At 53.6% G+C, this 25,439-nt stretch carries 23 protein-coding genes; 12 read left to right on the forward strand and 11 right to left on the reverse strand.

The window, feature by feature from the left end:
• Positions 1 to 42: 42 nt before the first annotated feature.
• Entirely contained in the window at positions 43 to 501 is a 459-nt protein-coding gene (locus tag V6940_RS05615) for an Lrp/AsnC family transcriptional regulator (protein WP_185667138.1), read from the reverse strand.
• Between the two features lie 115 nt (positions 502 to 616).
• Here V6940_RS05615 and V6940_RS05620 point away from each other — a divergent pair, with 115 nt between their 5' ends.
• Positions 617 to 1,666: a PLP-dependent cysteine synthase family protein gene (locus V6940_RS05620; protein ID WP_333495322.1), complete on the forward strand. Its 1,050-nt coding sequence runs from the start codon at positions 617 to 619 to the stop codon at positions 1,664 to 1,666.
• A 44-nt stretch (positions 1,667 to 1,710) separates the two neighbouring features.
• On the opposite strand, the gene cof is transcribed toward V6940_RS05620, so the two are convergent.
• Positions 1,711 to 2,529 (reverse strand): HMP-PP phosphatase, encoded by an 819-nt coding sequence (cof, locus tag V6940_RS05625; RefSeq protein WP_333495152.1) that lies wholly within the window; start codon positions 2,527 to 2,529, stop codon positions 1,711 to 1,713.
• 99 nt (positions 2,530 to 2,628) lie between these two features.
• On the opposite strand from cof, the gene V6940_RS05630 reads away from it, so the two are divergent.
• Entirely contained in the window at positions 2,629 to 4,329 is a 1,701-nt protein-coding gene (locus V6940_RS05630; RefSeq protein ID WP_333495153.1) for an SgrR family transcriptional regulator, read from the forward strand.
• 67 nt (positions 4,330 to 4,396) lie between these two features.
• Complete coding sequence (queC, locus tag V6940_RS05635) at positions 4,397 to 5,092, forward strand: 7-cyano-7-deazaguanine synthase QueC (RefSeq protein WP_333495154.1); 696 nt, start codon at positions 4,397 to 4,399, stop codon at positions 5,090 to 5,092.
• A gap of 86 nt (positions 5,093 to 5,178) precedes the next feature.
• Here the strand turns inward: queC and V6940_RS05640 are convergent, their stop codons facing one another.
• The 9 genes from V6940_RS05640 to bolA form a co-directional block, all read right to left on the reverse strand.
• Positions 5,179 to 5,577 (reverse strand): YbgC/FadM family acyl-CoA thioesterase, encoded by a 399-nt coding sequence (locus V6940_RS05640; RefSeq protein ID WP_185667142.1) that lies wholly within the window; start codon positions 5,575 to 5,577, stop codon positions 5,179 to 5,181.
• Positions 5,578 to 5,686: 109 nt separating this feature from the next.
• Entirely contained in the window at positions 5,687 to 6,064 is a 378-nt protein-coding gene (locus V6940_RS05645) for a helix-hairpin-helix domain-containing protein (RefSeq protein ID WP_333495155.1), read from the reverse strand.
• 148 nt (positions 6,065 to 6,212) lie between these two features.
• Positions 6,213 to 8,087, reverse strand: coding sequence for a peptidylprolyl isomerase (gene ppiD, locus V6940_RS05650; RefSeq protein ID WP_333495156.1), 1,875 nt, complete (start codon positions 8,085 to 8,087; stop codon positions 6,213 to 6,215).
• A gap of 198 nt (positions 8,088 to 8,285) precedes the next feature.
• The gene (gene hupB / locus V6940_RS05655) at positions 8,286 to 8,558 is read right to left on the reverse strand and encodes a nucleoid-associated protein HU-beta (RefSeq protein ID WP_035895161.1); all 273 of its coding nucleotides are present in this window, start codon (positions 8,556 to 8,558) and stop codon (positions 8,286 to 8,288) included.
• A gap of 209 nt (positions 8,559 to 8,767) precedes the next feature.
• Positions 8,768 to 11,122: an endopeptidase La gene (lon, locus tag V6940_RS05660; protein ID WP_185667145.1), complete on the reverse strand. Its 2,355-nt coding sequence runs from the start codon at positions 11,120 to 11,122 to the stop codon at positions 8,768 to 8,770.
• Positions 11,123 to 11,305: 183 nt separating this feature from the next.
• Complete coding sequence (gene clpX, locus V6940_RS05665) at positions 11,306 to 12,580, reverse strand: ATP-dependent protease ATP-binding subunit ClpX (protein WP_035894304.1); 1,275 nt, start codon at positions 12,578 to 12,580, stop codon at positions 11,306 to 11,308.
• A gap of 134 nt (positions 12,581 to 12,714) precedes the next feature.
• Entirely contained in the window at positions 12,715 to 13,338 is a 624-nt protein-coding gene (clpP, locus tag V6940_RS05670) for an ATP-dependent Clp endopeptidase proteolytic subunit ClpP (RefSeq protein ID WP_185667147.1), read from the reverse strand.
• A gap of 240 nt (positions 13,339 to 13,578) precedes the next feature.
• Entirely contained in the window at positions 13,579 to 14,877 is a 1,299-nt protein-coding gene (gene tig / locus V6940_RS05675) for a trigger factor (RefSeq protein ID WP_185667148.1), read from the reverse strand.
• Positions 14,878 to 15,223: 346 nt separating this feature from the next.
• Positions 15,224 to 15,541 carry a transcriptional regulator BolA gene (gene bolA, locus V6940_RS05680; RefSeq protein WP_035894301.1) on the reverse strand — a complete coding sequence of 106 codons (318 nt, stop codon included), beginning with the start codon at positions 15,539 to 15,541 and terminating at the stop codon, positions 15,224 to 15,226.
• 297 nt (positions 15,542 to 15,838) lie between these two features.
• Between bolA and V6940_RS05685 the strand changes: the two genes are divergently transcribed.
• The 9 genes from V6940_RS05685 to V6940_RS05725 all read left to right on the forward strand — a co-directional run bounded on the left by V6940_RS05685 (position 15,839) and on the right by V6940_RS05725 (position 25,409).
• Positions 15,839 to 16,417: a lipoprotein gene (locus tag V6940_RS05685; RefSeq protein ID WP_035894299.1), complete on the forward strand. Its 579-nt coding sequence runs from the start codon at positions 15,839 to 15,841 to the stop codon at positions 16,415 to 16,417.
• A gap of 45 nt (positions 16,418 to 16,462) precedes the next feature.
• Positions 16,463 to 17,938 (forward strand): muropeptide MFS transporter AmpG, encoded by a 1,476-nt coding sequence (gene ampG, locus V6940_RS05690; RefSeq protein ID WP_333495157.1) that lies wholly within the window; start codon positions 16,463 to 16,465, stop codon positions 17,936 to 17,938.
• Between the two features lie 473 nt (positions 17,939 to 18,411).
• Positions 18,412 to 19,359 (forward strand): cytochrome o ubiquinol oxidase subunit II, encoded by a 948-nt coding sequence (gene cyoA, locus V6940_RS05695; RefSeq protein ID WP_333495158.1) that lies wholly within the window; start codon positions 18,412 to 18,414, stop codon positions 19,357 to 19,359.
• A gap of 19 nt (positions 19,360 to 19,378) precedes the next feature.
• Positions 19,379 to 21,370, forward strand: a complete 1,992-nt coding sequence (gene cyoB, locus V6940_RS05700; protein WP_333495159.1) for a cytochrome o ubiquinol oxidase subunit I — start codon at positions 19,379 to 19,381, stop codon at positions 21,368 to 21,370.
• On the forward strand, positions 21,360 to 21,971 hold the full coding sequence (locus tag V6940_RS05705) for a cytochrome o ubiquinol oxidase subunit III (RefSeq protein WP_035894295.1): 612 nt from the start codon (positions 21,360 to 21,362) through the stop codon (positions 21,969 to 21,971). Before cyoB ends, V6940_RS05705 begins: the two co-directional genes overlap by 11 nt.
• Positions 21,971 to 22,300 carry a cytochrome o ubiquinol oxidase subunit IV gene (locus V6940_RS05710; protein ID WP_106927992.1) on the forward strand — a complete coding sequence of 110 codons (330 nt, stop codon included), beginning with the start codon at positions 21,971 to 21,973 and terminating at the stop codon, positions 22,298 to 22,300. The genes V6940_RS05705 and V6940_RS05710 overlap by 1 nt, the downstream gene beginning before the upstream one ends.
• An 11-nt stretch (positions 22,301 to 22,311) precedes the next feature.
• A complete protein-coding gene (cyoE, locus tag V6940_RS05715) occupies positions 22,312 to 23,199 on the forward strand; it encodes a heme o synthase (protein ID WP_333495160.1) in 888 nt (295 codons plus the stop codon).
• Between the two features lie 309 nt (positions 23,200 to 23,508).
• On the forward strand, positions 23,509 to 23,664 hold the full coding sequence (locus tag V6940_RS05720; RefSeq protein ID WP_333495161.1) for a Hok/Gef family protein: 156 nt from the start codon (positions 23,509 to 23,511) through the stop codon (positions 23,662 to 23,664).
• A 380-nt stretch (positions 23,665 to 24,044) separates the two neighbouring features.
• Positions 24,045 to 25,409 carry an MFS transporter gene (locus tag V6940_RS05725; protein WP_333495162.1) on the forward strand — a complete coding sequence of 455 codons (1,365 nt, stop codon included), beginning with the start codon at positions 24,045 to 24,047 and terminating at the stop codon, positions 25,407 to 25,409.
• The last annotated feature ends 30 nt before the right edge of the window (positions 25,410 to 25,439 follow it).

A 25,439-nucleotide genomic window follows, 5' to 3' on the forward strand; every position in this document is an offset into this window, starting at 1 on the left:
CCTGGCAGCTCGATGGGCAAAGAGAAAATCCCAGAAAAAGTATTATTCGATGGGGAGAGCAGTGGTGTATTTAATCTGTTCCATCGCAAAGCTTGAGGTAACATCCGACAGTCCAGGGACGCGGTTCACCAGGCTTTTATAAAAATCATCGTAGCGTTTCATGTCCGCCACCTGGACGCGCATCAGGTAGTCATACTCCCCTGCCATGCGCCAGAAGCCCAACACTTCGGGCATTTGCGTCACTTCGCTCACAAAAAGGCTGTACCAATCGCTGCTGTGGTGCTGGGTCTTTATCAGCACAAACGCCGTTAACCCAAGCCCAAGCTTTTCCGCATCCAGTAAGGCGACACGGCCAAGCAGTATACCGTCATCTTCCAGACGTTTTAGTCGTTTCCAGCACGGTGTGGTGGTCAGATTAACGGCATCTGCTAACGCCTGCAAAGAGAGCGTGCAGTCATTTTGTAGTAGGGCCAGCAGCTTTCGGTCAATTTTATCTAACATTTCGGTCACCGGGAGAAAAATTTTCTCTCTTAATTCTATTTTAAAGGTCAGATGGCAACAAATTTTTCTGCACTTTTCGCTAAGCTGGGCACAAAATGACAAACGGAAAATAATGATGAACAGCACCTGGGTCAAACACGCCATCAGCGAAATTAACGCCGACTACCAACGCAGCGCCGACACGCATTTAATCCGCCTGCCGCTACCGGCTTTTCCCGGCATTCAGCTCTACCTGAAAGATGAAAGCACGCACCCGACCGGCAGCCTCAAGCACCGTCTGGCGCGTTCACTGTTCCTTTACGGACTGTGCAACGGCTGGATCAAAGAAGGCACCACCATTATTGAATCGTCGTCCGGTTCAACGGCGGTTTCCGAAGCCTACTTCGCCCGCCTGCTCGGCCTGCCGTTTATCGCGGTAATGCCTTCCTGCACGGCGAAACGTAAGGTAGAACAGATTGAGTTTTACGGCGGCCGCTGCCACTTCGTCGAGAGCGCGTGTGAAATCTATGCCGCTTCGGAAACCCTGGCCCGCGAGCTGAACGGCCACTATATGGATCAGTTCACCTACGCCGAACGCGCCACCGACTGGCGCGGCAACAACAACATTGCCGACAGCATTTTCCGTCAGATGTCGCACGAACCCAACCCGGTACCAACGTGGATAGTGATGAGCGCAGGCACCGGCGGCACTTCTGCCACCATTGGCCGCTACATTCGCTGTCAGGGCTATGAAACCCAACTGATGGTGGTCGACCCGGAGAACTCCGTGTTTATGGACTACTGGCAGCACCGCGATGTGAATCTTCGCGGCAGCGTCGGCAGTAAAATTGAAGGTATTGGCCGTCCGCGCGTCGAGCCGTCGTTTATTCCTGATGTGGTTGATAGCATGCTGCGAGTGCCGGATGCCGCAAGCGTCGCCACCGCTCAGTGGCTGGAAACGCAGCTTGGCCGTAAGGTTGGCGCGTCTACCGGGACGAATATGTGGGGCGCGCTGCAGTTAGCCACACAGATGCGCGATGAAGGGAAAACCGGCTCGATCGTGACGCTGCTGTGCGACAGCGGTGAGCGCTACCTCGACACCTACTACAACCCAGAATGGGTGGCGAATAACATCGGCGACACGGCGCCGTGGCTGCAGGCTATTAACACCATGATTGGGAAATAAAAAAAGCCAGGCATCAACTGAGCCTGGCTTGCTGGAAGGTCTCTCTATTCGGGGGAATAAGGAAGATTAGGTGTATCCAGCCAATGCGTTAAATAGTGAGAAACCGCCTGGTTTTTGCAGTTTCCGATAATCGGTAGATGGGGGAGCGCCGCTTTAAGCTGCCCCATGGCATTCCCCATGATCACGCCGCGCCCCACGAGCCCCAGCATTTCACGGTCATTCATCGCATCGCCAAAGGCCATGCACTCATCCATACCCACGCCCAGATGACGACTCAGCACCGACAGCGCCGTGCCTTTATTGCTGCCGAGCGGCAACACTTCCAGGCAGTCGACGGCGGAGAAACAGATATCTGCGCGCTTATCGAATGCCTCAACTAATTGGATCCGCAGACGACTGAGATCGTCGTGATCGCCGCAGAAGCAAATCTTTGTCACCTGATGCGCCGGCATCATGCGCAGGTCGCGAAGCTGATAGCGGAAACCGCTATACACGTGCGCCTTTAACATCTCCGGGATTTCACGCCCGGTAAACCAACCGCCGTCGTTAAAAACATGGACGCTGGCCTGCGTATCCCAACGGGTGTGCAGCACCTCTTCCGCTACGTCCGGGGAGAGATCGCTACGGTGCAGCACTTCGCCCTGCTGGGTATGAATACGCGTACCGTTGCCGGTTATCAGAAAGGCATTCAGCGACAGTTTCTCCACCAGCGGGCGCATTTCCAGCACGTGACGACCGGTGGCAAAGGTCAGCGTGATGTTCCGTTCGCGCAGGCGCTTCAGTACCGCCACGGTTCTCTCGCCTAAACGATGGTCTGGCATCAAAAGGGTGCCATCCATATCAAATGCTGCCAGTCTTGCCATCTTTTATCCCGCCTGTGATCGCTCTCTCTTGCCATCCAGTATCTGCTGGGATATACGGAAGTAATACTGAATAGTTAATATTTATTGTTCCGGGTTTCTATGCGCCAGTTGAACCGTTTAAATCAGTTCCAGCGTCTGTGGCTGCCGTCGCAGGGAGAAGATCAGCAGGTCACCATCGCTGAGCTGGCCGCCCGCTGTTTTTGCAGCGAGCGACACGTACGTACCCTGCTGCGTCAGGCGCAAGAGGCGGGCTGGCTGAGCTGGCAAGCGCAGTCCGGGCGCGGCAAGCGCGGGCGGCTACGGTTTCATACCGCGCCAGAAACGCTGCGCAATGAGATGATGGAAACCGCACTGAACCGCGGCGAGCAGCATAACGCGCTGGAGCTGGCGCAGATTGCCCCGGTTGAGCTGAGGGCGCTGCTGCACCCGTTTCTCGGTGGCCAGTGGCAAAACAATACGCCGACACTGCGTATTCCTTACTACCGTCCGCTGGAGCCACTGCATCCTGGCTTCCTGGCCGGTCGCGCCGAGCAGCACCTTGCCGGGCAGATTTACTCCGGCCTGACTCGCTTTAACCATGAAGCCTCACAGCCGCAGGGCGACCTGGCGCACCACTGGTCGGTATCCGACGATGGGTTGTGCTGGCAGTTTTATATTCGTTCGACCCTGCACTGGCACAACGGCGATGCCGTGGAGACCGAGCAGCTTCGTCGACGATTGCTGATGCTGCTGGAACTGCCCGAACTGGCGAAGCTCTTTTCCAGCGTAAAAGCCATTACGCAAACGCATCCGCAGTGCCTGACCTTCACGCTGCATCATCCGGATTATTGGCTACCACATCGGCTGGCAAGCTACTGTAGCGTGCTGGCACATCCGGACGAACCGTCGCAGGGCACCGGCCCGTTTATGCTGAAAATTTTTGAGCCCGAACTGGTACGCATTGAGAGCCATCATCGCTATCACCAGAGCCACCCGCTGCTGCAGGCCATTGAATACTGGATCACGCCACAGCTTTTCGAGCAGGGGCTGGGGACCAGCTGTCAGCACCCGGTGCAGATTGCCATTGGCAAACCAGAGGAGCTTGGCGAACTCAGGTTGGTCAGCCACAGCATCAGCCTGGGATTCTGCTATCTGGCACTGCGCCAGAGCCCGCGCCTGAGCAGCGCACAGGCGCAGCGGGTCATCGGGCTGATTCACCGCTCCGGCCTGCTGCAAAGCCTACCGTTGGGGGAAAACCTGATTACCCCCAGCGAAGAGATGCTGCCCGGCTGGGATATCCCGCTACCGAAAGATGCGCCCGATGTTGCCCTACCGCCCCACCTGACGCTTCTCTACCATTTGCCGGTAGAACTGCACACCATGGCCGAAGAGCTAAAAACAGCCCTGGCGAAACTGGGCTGCGAGCTGACGGTGATTTTTTATGATGCTAAAAGCTGGACCGGCTGTCCAAGCCTGCCACAGGCCGACCTGTTTATGGGCGACCGCCTGATTGGCGAGATGCCGGAGTACGCGCTGGAGCAGTGGCTGCGCTGTGATGCATTATGGCCCGCGCTGTTTACCGAACAGCAGGCCAGCCGCGTTCGCCAGGCATTAGATGACGCTCAGGCGCTAGCGAACGATGCTCAGCGAATCGCCGCGCTGAAGCACATCTTTACTCGCCTGATGAGTGAAGCGATGCTGACACCGCTATTTAACTATCAGTATCAGGTCAGCGCGCCGCCGGGAGTCAACGGCATTCGCCTGAATGCCCGCGGCTGGTTTGACTTTTCTGCTGCCTGGCTGCCGCCAACAACGCGGTGAAGAAGCTGGTCGCCACGGCGTGCAGGCGTTACCATAGCGGCTTTTAGAGTCACTGACAGGAAAAGCCATGAAACGTGCCGTTGTCGTCTTTAGCGGTGGACAAGATTCCACAACATGCCTGGTGCAGGCGCTGCATCAATATGATGAAGTTCACTGCGTCACGTTTGATTATGGCCAGCGCCATCGCGCTGAAATTGACGTCGCCCGTGAACTGGCCTTAACTCTGGGCGCGCGCGCGCACAAGGTGCTGGACGTTACCCTGCTCAATGAACTGGCGGTCAGCAGCCTGACCCGCGATAGCATTCCCGTACCGGACTACGAACCGGATGCCAACGGTATTCCGAATACCTTTGTGCCGGGGCGCAATATTCTGTTCCTGACGCTGGCGTCCATTTATGCCTACCAGGTGAAGGCAGAAGCCGTCATCACCGGCGTCTGCGAGACTGACTTCTCCGGGTATCCGGACTGTCGTGACGAGTTCGTGAAGGCGCTGAACCATGCGGTTAGCCTGGGCATGGCAAAAGATATTCGCTTTGAAACGCCGCTGATGTGGCTCGATAAAGCGCAAACCTGGGCGCTAGCGGACTACTGGGGCAAGCTGGAACTGGTGCGTACCGAAACGCTCACCTGCTACAACGGCATCAAGGGCAATGGTTGCGGTCACTGCGCGGCCTGTAACCTGCGCGCAAATGGGCTGAATCATTATCTGGCGGATAAGCCAGGGGTGATGGCGGCAATGAAGCAGAAAACCGGGCTGAAATAGGTCTGGAGACGTTCCCGGGGTCGCTTGCGCTCGCCCGGGCCACCTAACCCGGGCAAGGCGTTTACACCGCCCCCGGGACAGGCTCATTACTCAACCATCGCTTCCAGATGCTCCCGCAACTCCCCTTCCAGCGCCAGCGCCTTCTGCGTTTTTAAGTCGATACAGACGAAGGTAATCAGCGCGTCGGCAACCACCTGCCCTTCAGGCTCCAGTGTGACCACCTGGCTTAATACGCCGCTTTTACCGTTCAACTGCTGCACCTTGCTGGTCACCGTCAGCAGGTCACCCAGCACCGCCGGGCGACGGTAGTTAATATTGATGTTCACCACCACAAAGGCGATGTGGTTCGCGCTCATCCACTGGAACCCCGCGCTACTCTCCAGCCCATCCCAGCGGGCCTCTTCGAGAAACTCCAGATAGCGAGCGTTGTTAACGTGCTGATAGACGTCCAGGTGATAACCGCGAACTTTGATTTGTGTCTGCATAGCGCCATAGCCTTATTATTTTGTTTTTACATAGAGTCAGAGGTCACACCACTGGTATGACCTCTTTAGTCTGGCAAATTTTCAGACGAGTGCAAATACCTGATGCAAATTAAAGCGTGAGGTGCGCCAGATTACGCTCAACGAGCGAGCTACCCATTCCCGGCACCTGTTTGAGATCGTCGACCGTTTTGAACGGTCCGTACTCTTCACGGTAGCTAACGATGGCCTGCGCCTTTTTCAACCCTACGCCGTTCATCGCCTGTGCCAGTGCTTCAGCCGACGCGGTATTGATGCTAACCCTGGTCCCTTCATCCTCCGCCGCTTTAGCGCCAGGGACAGCTTTCACCTGTTCTCCAGTATCTGCACTGGTTTTTACCTGTGCCGCCGGCGTTTTCGCCGCAGCAGGCGCTGCCGCCTGAACGCTAAAGCTCATCCCCGCACACGCCAGTACCGCAGCCATAACAGACATTTTGATTCCACGTTTCATCTTGATTTCTCCTTATTGATTGATAGCGAAAGCACCATAGCGGTTAGCGCGCAACGGTTCAAAAGGCAGATTTCAAATGTGGAAAAGGCCGCGAAAGCGGCCTTTGAGGTGTACATCGCATTACAAAATTATGCGAAGCGAATTCCGATTATTGCTGCTGATCGATGATGTCGCCGAGCTTAATCTTCGCGGATTTACGCAGGTTGTTCATCATCGCTTCGAAGGCGATTTGCGCGTTGTTCTGGGTAATACCCTGAACCATCGCTTTCTTCTGCGCTTCCGGCATTTCGCCGGCTTTCACTTCGTCCAGCGCCAGCAGAACCACGTTACCCTGCATATCGTTGCCGATACCGTAGCTTGGTTTGTCTTTCTGCGGCAGCGGCAGTGCGAAGGCAGCCTGGCTCAGCGGATCCTGACCGGCACGGCTCAGGGTTTTGCTGGCGCTAAAGGTCAGGCCTGCAGCTTTCATCGCGTCGTCGCCTTTACCGTCTTTCAGCGCCACCAGCAGTTTTTCAGCGTCCAGTTTGGCCTGCTGTTCTGCTTTGTTGTGCTTAACGATATCGGTCACCTGCGCTTTCACTTCCGCCAGCGGTTTCACCGCTTCGGCTTTGTGCTCGCTCACGCGAATGACGAAGGCACGGTCGCCGTCAACGGTGATGATGTCAGAGTTGCTGCCCGGCATGCCGTTCTCGCCAACCAGACCACCGTTGAAGATAGCCTCAGATACCGGCTTGAAGTTCAGCTCGGCCGGCAGGCTGTTACGGTCAAACCAACCGGTCTCAACCGCTTTCACACCAGCCGCCTGCTCTGCACCCGCCAGAGAGTCGTTGTCGTTGCTCGCCGCGTCGCTCACTTTCTGCTGCAGTGCATAGTAAGCGTCGAGCGATTTTTCCTGCTTCACTTTGTCCGCAATCTCTTTGCGCACGTCAGCCAGCGGTTTCACCTGTGCTGCCTGTACGTCGTCAAGACGCGCGACCAGGAAGCCCACGGAGGATTTGATCACGCCAGACAGCTGGCCTTTTTCTTTCAGGCCGGCATTTTTCAGTTCGTCAGGCGTGGTAGAGGCTTCCAGCCAGCCCATATCGCCGCCGTTACGTGCGGAGATGATGTCAGCAGATTTCTCTTTTGCCAGTGCAGCGAAGTCTGCACCTTTGTTCAGGGCATCCAGTACCGCTTTCGCATCCGCTTCAGTTTTGGTCTGAATTACGCTGTAACGGTCACGCTGCGGCTGAGTGAACTGATCCTGATGCTGGTCGTAGTAAGACTGAATTTCGTCGTCAGAAACAGGCTCGCTCATGGAGGTAGCGTCCAGCTTGATGTAGCTCACGCGGAACTGCTCCGGCGCCACAAACTGGCTCTTGTTCTGCTCGTAGTAGCCAGAAACTTCCTGATCGGAAACCTGCTGCTTTGCCGCCAGCGCATTCACGTCGATCGTCGCTTCGCGAACCAAACGCTGCTGTGCAACCAGCTCGGCCAGCTGGTCAGTTTCACCCGGCAGCATAAAGTCGGTACCGGCAACGGCGTTAATCAGCTGTTGGGTCGTCAGTTGGTTACGCAGCGCCTGCGCGTACTGATCCGCCGACATGCCCATCTGATTCACCAGCGCGTTGTAGCGGGTGTTATCAAATTTGCCGTCGGTCTGGAAAGCTGGGGTGGCGAAAATCGCTTTACGCACCTGCTCGTCGCTGATGCCAAGCCCTAAGGTCTTCGCGTACTGATCCAGAAGCGATTCGTCAATAAGGCGGTTCAACACCTGCTGACGCATCGTTTTGATGTAGTTTTCGTTGGCCGCCAGCTCTGAGTACTGGTCGCCAAGCTGCTGCTGCATGCGGTTACGCTCGCTAGCAACGGCATTTTCAAACTGGCCGCGGCCAATTTCCTGGCCATTCACTTTTGCGGCAAAATTATTGTTACCGCCGATCAGGTAACCACTCACGCCGGTCAAAATGAACGACACGATAATGAGCCCGAAAATGACTTTGATCACGACGCTGTTGGCTGCCGTGCGTAAATTGTCCATCATGGTGTAACAACACTCCGCTGTAGGTGACAAATACCTCGTGCAGCATAGCACGTGTGGCCGCTATTTTGACAAGAAACCGGGGCGCTTGTCAGCATGACACCGAATATAAACGCTTAAAAGTACACAATAAGCCATAAAAAAAGGCACATCAGATGATGCGCCCTTGTACTGTGCCACATTCCCTACGCGGGAAAGCGATCAGTTTACCGCGTCTTTCAGTGCTTTACCTGCACGGAACGCTGGTACTTTAGCAGCGGCGATAGTGATCTCTTTACCGGTCTGAGGGTTACGGCCAGTACGGGCAGCACGCTCTTTAACAGCAAAGGTACCAAAACCTACCAGTGCAACATCATCCCCGGCCTGCAGAGATTCAGTAACAGAAGCAATTAAAGCATCTAACGCACGTCCAGCTGCAGCTTTGGAGATATCCGCGCCAGCAGCAATTTTGTCAATCAGTTGAGATTTATTCACTGTTCTCTTCCTCTCTTTATTATTTATATCGCACCTGAATCCTTCACGGTGCAATCGCGGAGCAGTTATATCAGGACTCCCATGCCCTTACAACACCCGTCGTCATCGACACACCTGCCAGCCGTCTAAATTAGCGAGACAAAAAAAGGCTGGCAAGTCAGTTTACGCTTGCCAGCCTTGTTTTTATTAACGCTCTTTGCGCGAGGTCACTATTTTGCGCTTACAACCTGCATGCCAGACGGCTCATTTTGCAGCGCCAGCGCCAGAACTTCCTCGATGCGCTTAACCGGATGAATCTCCAGATCGGCCAGAACGTTGTCCGGAATCTCTTCCAGATCGCGTTTGTTCTCATCAGGAATCAGAACAGTCTTAATGCCACCGCGGTGTGCCGCAAGCAGTTTTTCCTTCAGACCGCCGATTGGCAGCACCAGGCCACGCAGGGTAATTTCCCCTGTCATTGCCACGTCTGCACGCACCGGGTTACCGGTCAGGCAGGAAACCAGCGCGGTACACATCGCGATACCAGCACTTGGACCATCTTTCGGCGTAGCCCCTTCCGGTACGTGAACGTGAATGTCGCGTTTTTCGTAGAAATCAGGGTTGATGCCCAGTTTTTCTGCGCGCGCGCGCACCACGGTCAGCGCTGCCTGAATGGACTCCTGCATCACTTCACCCAAGGAACCGGTGTAGGTCAGCTTGCCTTTACCCGGTACACAGGCGGTTTCGATGGTCAGCAGATCGCCGCCCACTTCCGTCCACGCCAGGCCGGTGACCTGACCCACGCGGTTTTCTTCATCCGCGCGACCGTAGTCGAAGCGCTGAATGCCGAGATAGTCGTGCAGGTTATCGCCGTTAATATCGATGTGCTTCAGCTCTTTATCCAGCAACAGCTGTTTAACCGCTTTACGGCACAGTTTCGAGATTTCACGTTCCAGGCTACGAACGCCCGCTTCACGGGTGTAGTAACGGATGATGCCAACAATCGCACTATCGTCTACCGTCAGCTCGCCTTTTTTCAGGGCGTTACGTTCGATCTGCTTCGGCAGCAGGTGACGTTTAGCAATGTTCAGCTTCTCGTCTTCGGTATAACCGGAAAGACGGATCACTTCCATACGATCCAGCAGCGGCGCTGGAATGTTCATGGAGTTCGAGGTCGCCACGAACATGACGTCGCTGAGATCGTAATCCACTTCCAGGTAGTGATCGCTGAACGCTACGTTCTGTTCTGGATCAAGCACTTCCAGCAGAGCGGAGGCCGGGTCACCGCGCATGTCCGAAGACATTTTGTCGATTTCATCGAGCAGGAACAGCGGGTTTTTAACGCCCACTTTGGCCATTTTCTGGATCAGTTTACCCGGCATAGAGCCGATGTAAGTACGACGGTGACCGCGGATTTCCGCTTCGTCACGCACGCCGCCCAGCGCCATACGAACGTATTTACGCCCGGTCGCTTGAGCAATGGACTGACCCAGAGAGGTTTTACCCACACCAGGAGGCCCTACCAGGCACAGGATTGGCCCTTTCAGCTTGTTCACACGGCTTTGAACCGCAAGATACTCAAGAATACGGTCTTTGACGCGCTCGAGGCCGTAATGGTCGGTATCGAGGATTTCTTGCGCCTGGCGAAGGTCTTTTTTAACCTTGCTGCGCGTATTCCACGGCACCTGCACCATCCAGTCGATATAACCGCGAACCACGGTAGCTTCTGCTGACATCGGCGACATCATTTTCAGCTTTTGCAGTTCGGCTTCGGTTTTCTCTTTCGCCTCTTTCGGCATTTTCGCCGCGTCGATCTTACGCTTCAGCGCTTCATTTTCGTCAGGAACTTCGTCCATCTCGCCGAGTTCTTTCTGAATGGCTTTCATTTGCTCATTCAGATAGTACTCACGCTGAGATTTTTCCATCTGCTTTTTCACGCGGTTGCGAATACGCTTCTCAACCTGCAGCAGATCGATTTCTGACTCCATCATCGCCATCAGATATTCCAGGCGCTCGTTGATGTCGGACATCTCGAGAACGGACTGTTTATCTGCCAGCTTCAGCGGCATGTGGGCCGCGATGGTATCCGCCAGGCGTGCAGGGTCGTCGATGCTGTTCAACGACGTCAGCACTTCTGGTGGGATTTTTTTGTTCAGCTTGATATAGCCTTCAAACTGACCGATTGCGGTGCGTACCAGCACTTCCTGCTCGCGCTCTTCAATGGCCGGCGATTCCAGGTACTCTGCTTTCGCGGAGAAGTGTTCGCCGTTATCAGAGAGCGTAGAGATACGCGCACGCTGCAGCCCTTCGACCAGTACTTTGACCGTACCGTCAGGCAGCTTCAGCATTTGTAAAATAGAGGCCACGGTCCCGACGGTGAAAAGATCGTTTACACCCGGCTCATCCGTTGAAGCATCTTTCTGCGCGACCAGCATGATTTTTTTATCATGATCCATGGCCGCTTCCAGACAACGGATAGATTTTTCCCGCCCTACAAATAAGGGGATGACCATGTGCGGATAAACCACCACATCGCGCAACGGCAATACGGGGATTTCAATGCGTTCAGAACGCTCAGGATTCATAGAGCTCTCTCTTAGTTTAGTGTCCGCCAGGTAAACTGGTCATGCGACTGTGCTTCACACAACCATTAACATGTAACCAGTATATGGGGATGTATTCCACACATTCAACGCCATGAATACGGAAAAATAAAAGGGGAGATAAAATCCCCCCTTTTTGATTAACTGATTGTATGAACTGGTGAATTATTCGCCAGATGCCTGCTGCGCTTCCGGCTTGCCGTAAATCAGCAGCGGTTCGCTTTGACCAGCAATCACCGACTCGTCGATAACCACTTTTTCGACGTCTTCCATAGAAGGCAGATCGTACATGGTTTCGAGCAACGCGGCTTCTACGATGGAACGCAGACCACGAGCACCGGTTTTACGCGCCATCGCTTTCTTGGCGATAGCGTCCAGCGCTTCGTCACGGAATTCCAGATCCACGCCTTCGAGGTTAAACAGCGCCTGATACTGCTTGGTCAGGGCGTTTTTCGGCTCTTTGAGGATCTGAATCAGCGCTTCTTCGCTCAGCTCAGTCAGCGTTGCAACCACTGGCAGACGGCCGATGAACTCAGGGATCAGACCAAATTTGATCAGATCTTCTGGTTCAACCTGGGTCAGCAGTTCGCCTTCGCTGGCTTTGTCAGATTTTGCTTTTACCGTTGCGCCAAAACCAATGCCAGAGCCAGTTTCAACACGGTTAGCAATCACTTTATCCAGACCAGCAAATGCACCACCGCAGATAAACAGGATCTTCGAGGTATCAACCTGCAGGAACTCCTGCTGCGGATGCTTACGACCACCCTGCGGCGGAACGGCCGCTACGGTACCTTCAATCAGCTTCAGCAGCGCCTGCTGCACGCCTTCGCCGGACACGTCACGAGTAATCGACGGGTTGTCAGACTTACGAGAAATCTTGTCGATTTCATCGATGTAAACAATACCGCGCTGGGCTTTCTGTACGTCGTAGTCGCACTTCTGCAGCAGCTTTTGAATAATGTTTTCAACGTCTTCACCCACGTAACCTGCTTCGGTCAGGGTGGTTGCATCGGCCATGGTGAACGGAACGTCCAGCAGGCGTGCCAGCGTTTCGGCCAGCAGGGTTTTACCGGAACCGGTTGGGCCAATCAGCAAAATGTTACTTTTGCCGAGCTCAACGCCGTTGTTGGTATCACCGTTACGCAGACGTTTGTAGTGGTTGTAGACCGCAACGGCCAGCACCTTTTTCGCCTGTTCCTGACCGATAACGTAGTCATCTAAATGGTGGCGAATTTCGTGTGGCGTCGGCAGAGCACTGCGTTCACGATGCGGCGCCACTTCTTTAATCTCTTCGCGAATGATGTCGTTACATAAGTCGACGCATTCGTCGCAGATATACACGGATGGGCCGGCGATGAGCTTACGCACTTCGTGCTGGCTTTTGCCGCAAAAAGAGCAGTACAACAGTTTGCCCGAGCCATCTTTGCGTTTATCTGTCATGAGTCAAAACCTCTTTTTAAGTTCTTTGTGCCGCATATGACGACGCAAATGCCATTCTTAAGCGCAAGCTGCTACGCAAGCGTTGTGCCGCCCTTAGTATTATATACCGTGCAGCGGCACGTGCCGTCATGACATTAGTTACGTTTGCTCAAAATTGAGTCAACCAGGCCATACTCGACGGCTTCAGAAGCGGACAGGAAGCGGTCACGTTCAGTGTCGCTCTCAATCTGCTCCAGAGATTTGCCAGTATGGTGCGCCATAAGCTCATTCATGCGTCCTTTCACCTTCAGGATCTCACGGGCGTGGATTTCGATATCCGTCGCCTGGCCCTGATAACCGCCCAGCGGCTGGTGAATCATTACGCGGGAGTTTGGTAAGCAGAAGCGCTTACCTTTTGCGCCTGCCGTCAGCAGGAACGCGCCCATCGATGCCGCTTGCCCCATACAGATGGTGCTGACATCCGGCTTGATAAACTGCATGGTGTCATAAATAGACATCCCTGCTGTGATCACGCCGCCTGGGGAGTTGATGTACAGATAAATGTCTTTTTCCGGGTTTTCCGCTTCCAGAAACAGCATTTGCGCCACAATCAGGTTTGCCATGTGGTCTTCGACCTGACCGGTCAGAAAGATTACGCGCTCTTTAAGTAGACGGGAGTAGATATCAAAAGAACGTTCGCCACGTGAGGTCTGTTCAATGACCATCGGCACCAGGGCCATGTGGGGTGCAAAATTATCTCGTTCGCCACTGTATGACATTTCCGTCTCCTGGATAATAAATAAAATAGCCACAGCCTGCTAATTATAGAGATGCGGCGAGTGATTCGTTCCCTCAGTAATGGGTACGATCTTACCCTATTTCAAGCATAACAATATTTTGTTGATACGCTAACACCGAAAAGCCGTTTTATCACGCAAGCTTTGGTTATTGCTGCAATAAAAAAACCCGTCACCAAAAGGCAACGGGTTTTTCTCAAAACCGTAAACCGGTAAGCGAAATTACGCCTGCTGGTTCATCAGTTCATTGAAGGAAGTTGCTTTTTCAGTCACTTTCGCTTTTTCCAGAACCGCTTCAACAGCCTGTTCTTCCAGAGCGACACTGCGCATGTTTTCCATCAGCTCTTTGTTTTTGCTGTAGAATTCAATAACTTCTTTCGGATCTTCGTAGGCGGAAGCCATTTCTTCGATCAGGGTAGCAACGCGTGCTTCGTCAGCTTTCAGCTCGTGGGTACGAATCACTTCGCCCAGCAGCAGGCCAACAACTACGCGGCGTTTCGCCTGCTCTTCAAACAGTTCGCGAGGCAGTTCCATCGCTTGCTGCTGGTTGCCACCGAAACGCTGTGCAGCCTGACGGCGCAGAACGTCGATTTCGCTGTCGATCAGAGCAGCAGGAACGTCGATTTCGTTCGCTTTTACCAGACCTTCGATTGCCTGAGATTTAACACGGTTACGTACCGCGCCTTTCAGTTCGCGTTCCATGTTTTTACGCACTTCAGCGCGCAGGCCTTCAACGGAACCATCTTCAACGCCGAAACGTTTGATGAATTCTGCAGTCAGTTCTGGCAGTTCACGCTCTTCAACTTTCTTCAGGGTAATCGCGAATTTAGCCGCTTTACCTTTCAGGTTTTCAGCGTGGTATTCTTCTGGGAAGGTAACGTCGATAACGAACTCTTCGCCTGCTTTGTGACCTTTGATACCGTCTTCAAAGCCTGGGATCATACGACCCTGGCCCATTGCCAGTACGAAATCAGTCGCTTTGCCGCCTTCGAATTCTTCACCGTCTACAGAGCCGGAGAAGTCAACGGTAACACGGTCTTCAGCGTCAACAACGCCGTCTTTGTCTTTCCAGGTTGCCTGCTGCTTACGCAGAGTGTCCAGCATGCCGTCAACGTCAGCTTCGGTCACTTCAACTACTGGTTTTTCAACTTCGATAGCGTCCAGACCCTGCAGTTCAACTTCTGGGTACACTTCGAATTCTACTGCGTAGGTGAAGTCTTCACCCAGCTTGTATTCACCAGGAACGTAGTTAGGCGCGCCAGCTGGATTGATCTTCTCTTTGATGATCGCGTCAACGAAGTTGCGGCTCATCAGGTCACCCAGAACGTCCTGACGCACGGAAGCGCCATAACGCTGAGCAACAACATTCATCGGTACTTTACCTTTACGGAAACCGTCAATGCGTACTTTTTTCGCTACGTTGACCAGCTCGCTTTTTACAGCGGTCTCGATGCTGTCAGCAGCGATAGTAATCGTTACACGGCGGCCAAGGCCCTGAGTGGTTTCAACTGAAACTTGCATCTTGTTACCTCAAAAAAATCACAGTGCTCGGTCAACTCTACTCCGCAAGCTCGAAAAGCTGGCGTTGCGGACCTGGGATGCTCTCGTAATCAATCACATTCCCTGTCGTCAGAATCATCCCGAAGACATTCCGAAAAATAAGACGCAGCATTATAGCGGCATCACTTTTATGAGTCGAGAACGGTTATCACGCGTTGCTGCGGCATTTTTCACAATTCCCGGCTAATTTTTGTCTGAACGCTGTCAAATGCGCTCAAAATTCAGACAAAACAAAACGGCCCGCAGGCCGTTTTCTCATAATCTGTACGCAACATACTGGAAAAGTTCCGTGTTGCAAATGCCTTTTCTACGCGATAGTACCCGCTCCGCGGCATGGCGGTGAGGTAATGACGGTATCTTGCAAACCTTCCCACTCTTTTCGCGTATAAGTATGCAATGCCAGCGCATGGACGGTGGACGCAAACTCCTCTGTTAACGTTCCGTAGATCATCCGATGACGATTCAGAAAACGTTCCCCGGTAAACTTATCGCTCACCAGCACAACTTTAAAGTGGCTCTCAGAGCCGGCCGGTACGTTGTGGCGGTAGCTTTCGTCTACGACTTCCAGGAAAACAGGTTCAAACGCTGCCCTCAGTTTTTCTTCGATTTGTTCACGCATCATCATGATATTACTCCTCCGACAACGTTAAGATGCCGCCTATCCCTTTAAATGTTAGCCGCTTTTACTGATTCCATTACACGAAGGCAACAAAAAATTAGCGTTCGCGCCCTTTTATTTGTCAAGTAGATGAAGTTAACGTCTTTTACAATCGCTTCTCATCTGAAATCCTGCCGCAGATTGTTCACGCGTGCAGAAAAACACCAACACGATGAAATTACATGCATTGCCTACTTCCCCTGACCGATGGCGATGTTATGATGGCGGGAATTTTCAGTAAACAATGCGTTTGAGACCCCTAACATGTTAAAAAAAATCCTCTTCCCACTGGTAGCACTGTTTATGCTGGCAGGATGCGCAACGCCTCCGACCACGGTTGAAGTGTCACCAAAAATCACCCTGCCTCAGCAGGATCCAAGCCTGATGGGCGTGACCGTTAGCATCACCGGCGCTGACCAGCGTCAGGATCAGGCGCTGGCCAAAGTCACCCGCAACAACCAGCTGGTCACCCTGACCGCTTCCCGCGACCTGCGTTTCCTGATGCAGGAAGTGCTGGAAAAACAGATGACCGCGCGCGGTTATATGATTGGCCCGAACGGTGCGGTAAATCTGCAGATTATCGTTAATCAGCTGTATGCCGACGTTTCCCAGGGTAACGTGCGTTACAACATCTCTACCAAAGCCGACATCGCTATCATCGCGACCGCCGCTAACGGTAATAAGATGACGAAAAACTACCGTTCTAACTACTCCGTTGAAGGCGCATTCCAGGCTTCCAACAAAAACATTTCCGATACCGTTGATAGCGTGCTGGGCGATACCATCGCCGATATGGCACAGGACACCACTATCCACGATTTCATCAAGCAGAACGCTCGCTAATCCCGTCACAGACCCGGCTCAGGCCGGGTCTGAACGTAGAACACTATGTCTGGTCACTATCTCCGCATTTTTCAGCAACCGAAATCAGCCATTCTGCTGATTCTGGGCTTTGCTTCCGGCTTACCGCTCGCCCTGACCTCAGGGACGATGCAGGCGTGGATGACGGTCGAAAATATCGATCTGAAAACCATCGGCTTTTTCTCGCTTGTCGGCCAGGCTTACGTCTTTAAGTTTCTCTGGTCACCGGTCATGGACCGCTACACGCCGCCGTTTTTAGGGCGTCGTCGCGGCTGGCTGTTGACGACACAATGTTTACTGCTTATTGCCATTGCCGCGATGGGCTTCCTTGAGCCCTCCACGCAGCTGCGCTGGATGGCGGCGCTGGCGGTCATCATCGCCTTCTGCTCCGCCTCGCAGGATATCGTTTTCGATGCCTGGAAAACCGACGTGCTTCCAGCGGAAGAGCGCGGTGCGGGTGCGGCGATTAGCGTGCTGGGCTATCGTCTGGGGATGCTGGTTTCCGGCGGTCTGGCGCTATGGCTGGCCGATAAATGGCTGGGCTGGCAGGGCATGTACTGGCTAATGGCGGCGCTGCTAGTGCCGTGCATTATTGCCACGCTGCTGGCCCCCGAACCGAGCGACGTGATTCCGGTTCCGAAAAGCCTTGAGCAAGCGGTGGTACAACCGCTTAAAGATTTCTTCGGCCGTAACAACGCCTGGCTGATTCTGCTGCTCATCGTGATGTATAAGCTCGGTGATGCCTTCGCCATGAGCCTGACCACCACCTTCTTGATCCGCGGCGTCGGGTTTGACGCAGGCCAGGTCGGGATGGTGAATAAAACCCTTGGTCTGTTTGCCACCATTGTCGGCGCACTTTACGGCGGTGTGCTGATGCAGCGCCTGACGCTGTTCCGCGCGCTGCTGATTTTTGGCATTTTGCAGGGTGTGTCGAACGCCGGCTATTGGGCACTTTCGGTCACGGATAAACATATTTATTCGATGGCGGCCGCGGTCTTCTTTGAAAACTTGTGTGGCGGTATGGGCACAGCAGCATTCGTCGCGCTGCTGATGACGCTGTGTAATAAATCGTTTTCCGCCACCCAGTTTGCGCTGCTGTCGGCGTTGTCCGCCGTGGGCCGTGTCTACGTTGGGCCAATTGCCGGTTGGTTTGTCGAAGCGCACGGTTGGCCGACATTCTATCTCTTCTCGGTGATTGCCGCCGTCCCGGGCATTCTGCTGCTGCTTATCTGCCGGCAGACCCTGGAATATACTCAGCAGACCGAGCAATTTATGCCACGTGATAGCTATGCGGGCGCTTACCGATTCGCGCTACGTCTATTGATGCTGGGAGCCTCGCTGCTGGGAGTCTGGCTGGTAATGCTGCTAGCAAATGCTCTGAACCTCACTGCCATTCAGTGGTCCGGAATCGTACTCGAGATAGGCGTCATAATTGCCTTTATCGGCATCATTTACGGCTGTCTACTGGACTACCTTGCTCTGCGTAAAACGCAGTTCCAATAAAATAAGCGGAAAATGTGAAGAGTACGTTGTAATCACGAGACGTAATAATAACTCTTGCATCGTATGTGAAAAAAAATATTTGTGCTTTTGTGCGCTTTAGAATTCTGGAAATTATTGGAACGTCTAAAATGTGCTTTATTTCTTTAACCGATTCAGCACCAGAACAATTAATTTTTCGTTTTTGAATTGTCCATTATTTGATGATTAATTGTTAATTATTTGTATATTTTTGGCAATGGTTATACCAATTGCCATCTTAACCCCTTCCCCATACCCCCTTTCGTTATAACGCCCGCCAGATGGGCTTTCCGCTCGGAAAATAGACACATTTGGCAACATCTGTGACAGGCACGGCAGAACCCGGTAACACATAACTGACAGAGCACCAATGATGTTTACAGTAATGTAACCTTCCCGTAAAATGACCCCACACTTTAAACGCCACCAACACCCCGTGGAATTGAGGTCGTTACATGAGACTCAGGAAATACAATAAAAACTTGGGATGGTTGTCATTAATCGCCAGCACTGTATTACTCAGTGGTTGTGATTCTGCGCTACTTGACCCCAAAGGACAGATTGGACTGGAACAGCGCTCGCTGATTCTGACGGCTTTCGGCCTGATGATGATCGTCGTGATTCCCGCCGTCTTAATGGCCGTTGGTTTCGCCTGGAAGTATCGTGCGAGCAATAAAGATGCGAAGTATAGCCCGAACTGGTCACACTCCAATAAAGTGGAAGCTGTGGTCTGGACCGTGCCAATTCTTATCATCATCTTCCTCGCCGTACTGACCTGGAAAACCACTCACGCTTTAGAACCGAGCAAACCGCTGGCTCATGATGAGAAACCAATCACTATCGAAGTGGTTTCCATGGACTGGAAATGGTTCTTCATCTATCCGGAGCAGGGCATTGCTACCGTTAACGAAATCGCCTTCCCGGCGAACGTTCCAGTGCAGTTCAAAGTGACCTCTAACTCCGTGATGAACTCCTTCTTTATCCCGCGTCTGGGCAGCCAGATTTACGCGATGGCCGGTATGCAGACCAACCTGCATCTGATCGCTAACGAAGCAGGTATCTACGACGGTATCTCTGCGAGTTATAGCGGCCAGGGCTTCTCTGGAATGAAGTTCAAAGCCATTGCTACGCCGGATCGTGCCGCATTCGATCAGTGGGTCGCGAAAGCGAAACAATCTCCGAACACCATGGATAACATGGCCACCTTCGAGAAATTGGCTGCACCGAGCGAATATAACAAGGTGGAGTACTTCTCCAGCGTGAAACCAGATTTGTTTAAAGCAGTGACCAGCAAATTCATGGATCACGGCAAGAGCATGGACATGACCAAACCAGAAGGCGAACACGCATCGCACGAAGGAATGGAAGGCATGGACATGAGCCACGCGGAATCCGCTCACTAAGGGGCCGAGGAAGAATACGATGTTCGGAAAACTGACACTGGATGCAGTGCCCTACCACGAACCCATTATCGTGGTTACGGTGGCTGCCATTATCGTCGGGGGACTCGCTCTCCTGGCGGCCATCACTTACTTTGGTAAGTGGTCCTATCTATGGAACGAGTGGCTGACCTCCGTCGACCACAAAAAACTGGGCATCATGTATGTCATCGTTGCTATCGTCATGCTGCTGCGTGGCTTTGCCGATGCCGTGATGATGCGTAGCCAGCAGGTTCTGGCCTCGGCCGGGGAAGCTGGGTTCCTACCACCGCATCACTACGACCAGATCTTTACCGCCCACGGCGTCATCATGATCTTCTTCGTGGCGATGCCGTTCGTTATCGGTCTGATGAACCTGGTGGTTCCACTGCAGATCGGTGCGCGCGACGTAGCGTTCCCATTCCTGAACAACCTGAGCTTCTGGTTCACCGTTGTCGGTGTGATTCTGGTTAACCTGTCCCTGGGCGTTGGTGAATTTGCTCAGACCGGTTGGCTGGCCTATCCGCCGCTCTCGGGAATTGAGTACAGTCCGGGCGTAGGTGTCGATTACTGGATTTGGGCGCTGCAGCTCTCCGGTATTGGTACCACACTGACCGGTATTAACTTCTTCGTGACCATCATCAAGATGCGTGCACCAGGAATGACGATGTTCAAGATGCCGGTATTTACCTGGGCATCTCTGTGCGCCAACATCCTGATTATCGCCTCCTTCCCAATTCTGACGGTTACCATCGCGCTGCTGACCCTGGATCGCTATCTGGGCACCCATTTCTTTACCAATGATATGGGCGGCAACATGATGATGTACATCAACCTGATTTGGGCCTGGGGTCACCCGGAAGTGTACATTCTGGTTCTGCCAGTCTTCGGTGTGTTCTCTGAAGTTGCAGCAACCTTCTCACGTAAACGCCTGTTCGGTTACACCTCACTGGTGTGGGCGACCGTGTGTATTACCATCCTGTCGTTCATCGTTTGGCTGCACCACTTCTTCACCATGGGTGCGGGCGCGAACGTAAACGCCTTCTTCGGTATTACCACGATGATTATCGCCATCCCTACCGGGGTGAAGATCTTCAACTGGCTGTTCACCATGTATCAGGGTCGCATCGTCTTCAACTCTGCGATGCTGTGGACCATCGGCTTTATCGTGACCTTCTCGGTCGGCGGTATGACCGGCGTTCTGCTGGCAGTGCCGGGCGCGGACTTCGTGCTGCACAACAGCCTGTTCCTGATTGCGCACTTCCATAACGTTATCATCGGCGGCGTAGTATTTGGTTGCTTCGCAGGTCTGACCTACTGGTGGCCGAAAGCCTTTGGCTTCACGCTGAACGAAACCTGGGGCATCCGTGCTTTCTGGTTCTGGATCATCGGCTTCTTCGTCGCATTCATGCCGCTGTACGTGCTGGGCTTCATGGGGATGACCCGTCGCCTGAGCCAGCAGATTGACCCGCAGTTCCACCCAATGCTGGTTGTTGCAGCATGCGGTGCTGCGCTGATTGCCTGCGGTATCCTGTGCCAGCTGATTCAGTTCTACGTCTCTATTCGCGACCGCGAACAGAACCGTGACCTGACCGGTGACCCATGGGGCGGCCGTACGCTGGAGTGGGCAACCTCTTCTCCTCCTCCGTTCTACAACTTTGCCATTGTGCCGCAGATTCACGAACGCGATGCATTCTGGGAAATGAAAGAGAAAGGTGAAGCGTACAAGCAGCCGGCTCACTATGAAGAAATTCATATGCCGAAAAACAGCGGCGCGGGCATTGTGATTGCTGCCTTCGCAACCATCTTTGGTTTCGCCATGATCTGGCATATCTGGTGGTTGGCGATTGTCGGCTTCGCAGGCATCGTGATCACCTGGATTATCAAAAGCTTTGACGAGGACGTGGATTACTACGTGCCGGTTGCAGAAGTCGAAAAACTGGAAAACCAGCATTTCGATGAGATTTCTAAGGCAGGGCTGAAAAATGGCAACTGATACTCTGGCGCATAACGCCCACGCGCACGAACACGGGCACCACGATACAGGGCCGATGAAGATCTTCGGCTTCTGGATCTACCTGATGAGCGACTGCATCATCTTCGCCACCCTGTTCGCTACCTATGCCGTTCTGGTGAACGGCACGGCTGGCGGCCCGGCGGGTAAAGATATCTTCGAACTGCCGTTCGTTCTGGTTGAAACCGCACTGCTGCTGTTCAGCTCCATCACCTACGGCATGGCGGCTATCGCCATGTACAAAAACAACAAGAGCCAGGTTGTTTCCTGGCTCGCCCTGACCTTCCTCTTTGGTGCAGGGTTCATCGCGATGGAAATCTATGAATTCCATCACCTGATTGTTGAAGGTATGGGCCCGGATCGCAGCGGCTTCCTGTCAGCGTTCTTCGCACTGGTAGGGACTCACGGTCTGCACGTCACCTCCGGTCTTATCTGGATGGCCGTGCTGATGGTGCAGATTTCTCGCCGCGGCCTGACCAGCACTAACCGTACTCGTATCCTGTGCCTGAGCCTGTTCTGGCACTTCCTGGACGTAGTGTGGATCTGTGTGTTCTCCGTTGTTTACCTGATGGGGGCAATGTAATGAGTCATTCTAACGATCACAGCGGCGCATCCCACGGCAGCGTGAAGTCGTACATGACAGGTTTCATCCTGTCTATCATCCTGACGGTGATTCCGTTCTGGATGGTGATGACCGGCAGCGCGTCGCATGCGGCGATTCTGGGGACCATTCTGGTCACCGCTGTTGTGCAGATTGTCGTACACCTGGTGTACTTCCTGCACATGAACAGCAAGTCTGACGAAGGCTGGAACCTGACCGCGTTTGTCTTTACCGTGATAATCATTGCCATCGTGGTAGTAGGCTCCATCTGGATTATGTGGAACCTGAACTACAACATGATGGTTCACTAAGAGCGGCGAGTATGTTTAAGCGATACCTGCAAGTAACGAAGCCTGGCATCATTTTTGGCAACCTGATCTCCGTGATCGGCGGTTTCCTGCTGGCCTCCAAAGGTCACATCGACTATCCGCTGTTCGCCTGGACTTTGATCGGCGTGTCTCTGGTGGTCGCCTCGGGTTGTGTTTTCAACAACTACATCGATCGTGACATCGACCGTAAGATGGAACGAACGAAGAACCGAGTGCTGGTTAAGGGACTGATTGCGCCAAAAACGTCACTGGTCTACGCCACTTTGCTGGGTCTCGCTGGCTTCATGCTGCTGTGGTTCGGCGCCAATCCCCTCGCCTGCTGGCTGGGGGTAATGGGGTTCGTGGTTTATGTCGGCGTTTACAGCCTGTACATGAAGCGCCACTCCGTTTACGGCACGCTGATTGGTTCACTCTCCGGCGCTGCGCCGCCGGTGATTGGCTACTGCGCAGTGACCGGTGATTTCGACAGCGGTGCACTGATTCTGCTGGCGATCTTCAGCCTGTGGCAGATGCCTCACTCCTACGCTATCGCGATTTTCCGCTTCAAGGATTATCAGGCAGCGAACATCCCGGTTCTGCCGGTGGTGAAAGGCATTGCAGTGGCAAAAAACCACATCACGCTGTACATCGTGGCCTTTGCTCTGGCCACATTGATGCTCTCCCTGGGCGGCTACGCTGGGTATAAATACCTGGTCGTTGCGGCTGCGGTAAGCGTCTGGTGGCTTGGCATGGCGCTGCGTGGTTACAAAGTGGAAGATGATAAGGTCTGGGCGCGCAAGCTGTTCGGCTTCTCTATCATCGCCATTACCGCGCTCTCTGTGATGATGTCCGTAGACTTTATGGTGCCGAATTCTCAGAATCTGCTGACTTACGTCTGGTAAAGAGACACCGTTTGAAAAAACCTCGCTTCGGCGGGGTTTTTTATTGCCTGAAGAAAAGTGCCCAATATTGATGTTTTCCTAAATAGCGGCGAAGCCAGCGTTTAGGCAGCTCGTTCGAAGGGAAGAGGTATAGAATCGCGGCGGGTGCTTGAGACTGTTTGTCTTGAGCATGATGCGAAAGGCAGATAGACAAAAGCCCCAGATAACATTCAGCGTCCGGCAAGACGCTTAACATTAATCTGAGGCCCCCAATACCAAGCAGTATTAGGTTAGCCTCTTACCGACCTTAGGGTCAAGGAGAAGTAGCCTATGAAACAGAACAAGGTAGTGATTGTTGCCCTGTTAGTCCTCTGTATTACCGTCGTGATGTCGGTACTGGTCACACGCAAAGATCTTTGCGCGGTCCGTATCCGCAGCGGGCATACGGAGGTCGCCGTCTTCACAGCCTACGAATCTGTTAAGTAAGAGACCCGGCGGGGAGTCATCCCCGCCACTCTTGATGTTGCCAGGTATTCTCAACGCACCCAATTTTTCATCTTCCTAGCACTACAGTATTACCTGGGCGCTGTGCCGCAGATCCAGGGACAAACTCGGTCATAGGTCGAACCAATTATTGATACGGCAGATGATTTATGGTCACTGAAAGCGATCGACACCACCCGCCCAATATCGCAGAAAGCCGCCTGACGAGTCCTTGCTCCCAGCGGCTCTGGTGCCACCGGGTTATTGTTTATGTCTCTATTCCGCACAAATGATTCAATAATGTAATATTTGTTAATTAAGCGTCTGTTTACCCTGCTCTCTCCCCGCACTACACTACTCCCAGCTTTTATATAGAGGTGGGAATGAACGATTACAAAATGACGCCAGGTGAGTTACGCGCCACCTGGGGTTTAGGGACCGTATTTTCTTTGCGTATGCTTGGCATGTTTATGGTCCTTCCGGTTCTGACCACATACGGCATGGCATTGCAGGGCGCAAGCGAAGCGCTGATTGGCCTGGCGATTGGTATTTACGGACTGGCGCAGGCCGTTTTTCAAATTCCCTTTGGCCTTATCTCCGATCGCATTGGCCGCAAACCGCTGATTGTCGGCGGGCTGGCAATTTTTGTGATCGGCAGCGTGATTGCGGCAATGTCGGATTCTATCTGGGGCATTATCCTCGGCCGCGCCCTACAGGGCTCTGGCGCGATTGCCGCCGCGGTCATGGCGCTCCTTTCCGACCTGACCCGTGAACAAAACCGCACCAAGGCGATGGCGTTTATCGGCGTCAGCTTTGGCGTCACCTTTGCCATTGCGATGGTGCTGGGCCCGATTATCACCCACAAGCTCGGCCTGCACGCGCTGTTCTGGATGATTGCCGGGCTGGCGACGCTGGGCATCCTGCTCACTCTCTGGGTGGTGCCGGACAGCAAAAACCACGTGCTCAACCGCGAATCAGGGATGGTCAAAGGCTGCTTTAGCAAAGTGCTGATGGAGCCGAAATTGCTGAAGCTGAACTTCGGCATCATGTGCCTGCACATCCTGCTGATGTCGACCTTCGTGGCGCTGCCCGGTCAGCTGGAATCCGCGGGCTTCCCGGCTTCCGAGCACTGGAAAATCTACCTGGTGACCATGGTCGTCTCGTTTATTGCCGTCGTGCCGTTTATTATTTATGCCGAAGTGAAGCGCCGCATGAAGCGCGTGTTCGTGCTGTGCATCGCCCTGCTGCTGATTGCGGAAATCGTGCTGTGGGGTTCCGGTAACTACTTCTGGGAGCTGGTCGCCGGCGTACAGATTTTCTTCCTCGCGTTTAATCTGATGGAAGCGCTGCTGCCTTCGCTTATCAGCAAAGAGGCTCCGGCGGGCTACAAAGGTACGGCGATGGGGATTTACTCCACCAGCCAGTTCCTCGGTGTCGCTATCGGCGGCTCGCTAGGAGGCTGGATTGACGGCCTGTTCGACTCACAAACGGTATTCCTCGCCGGCGCACTACTGGCAACGGTCTGGCTACTGGTTTCGATGACGATGCAGGAGCCGCCGTACGTTAGCAGCCTGCGCGTGCAGATCCCGGATGATGTCGATGCCGACGACGCGCTGCGCGAGCGCCTGCTGGCGACCGAAGGCGTTAAAGAAGTATTGGTGGTGGCGCAGGAGCACTCTGCCTATATCAAGATTGACAGCAAAGTGACGAACCGCTTTGAGGTTGAGCAGGTAATTGCCGCCAGGTGAGACGAAACTGCCCGCAGCAGCGTGCGGGCA

Origin of the sequence: Kluyvera sp. CHPC 1.251, from assembly GCF_036759945.1 — a bacterium.
GTDB classification, from domain to species: Bacteria; Pseudomonadota; Gammaproteobacteria; order Enterobacterales; family Enterobacteriaceae; genus Kluyvera; species Kluyvera sichuanensis.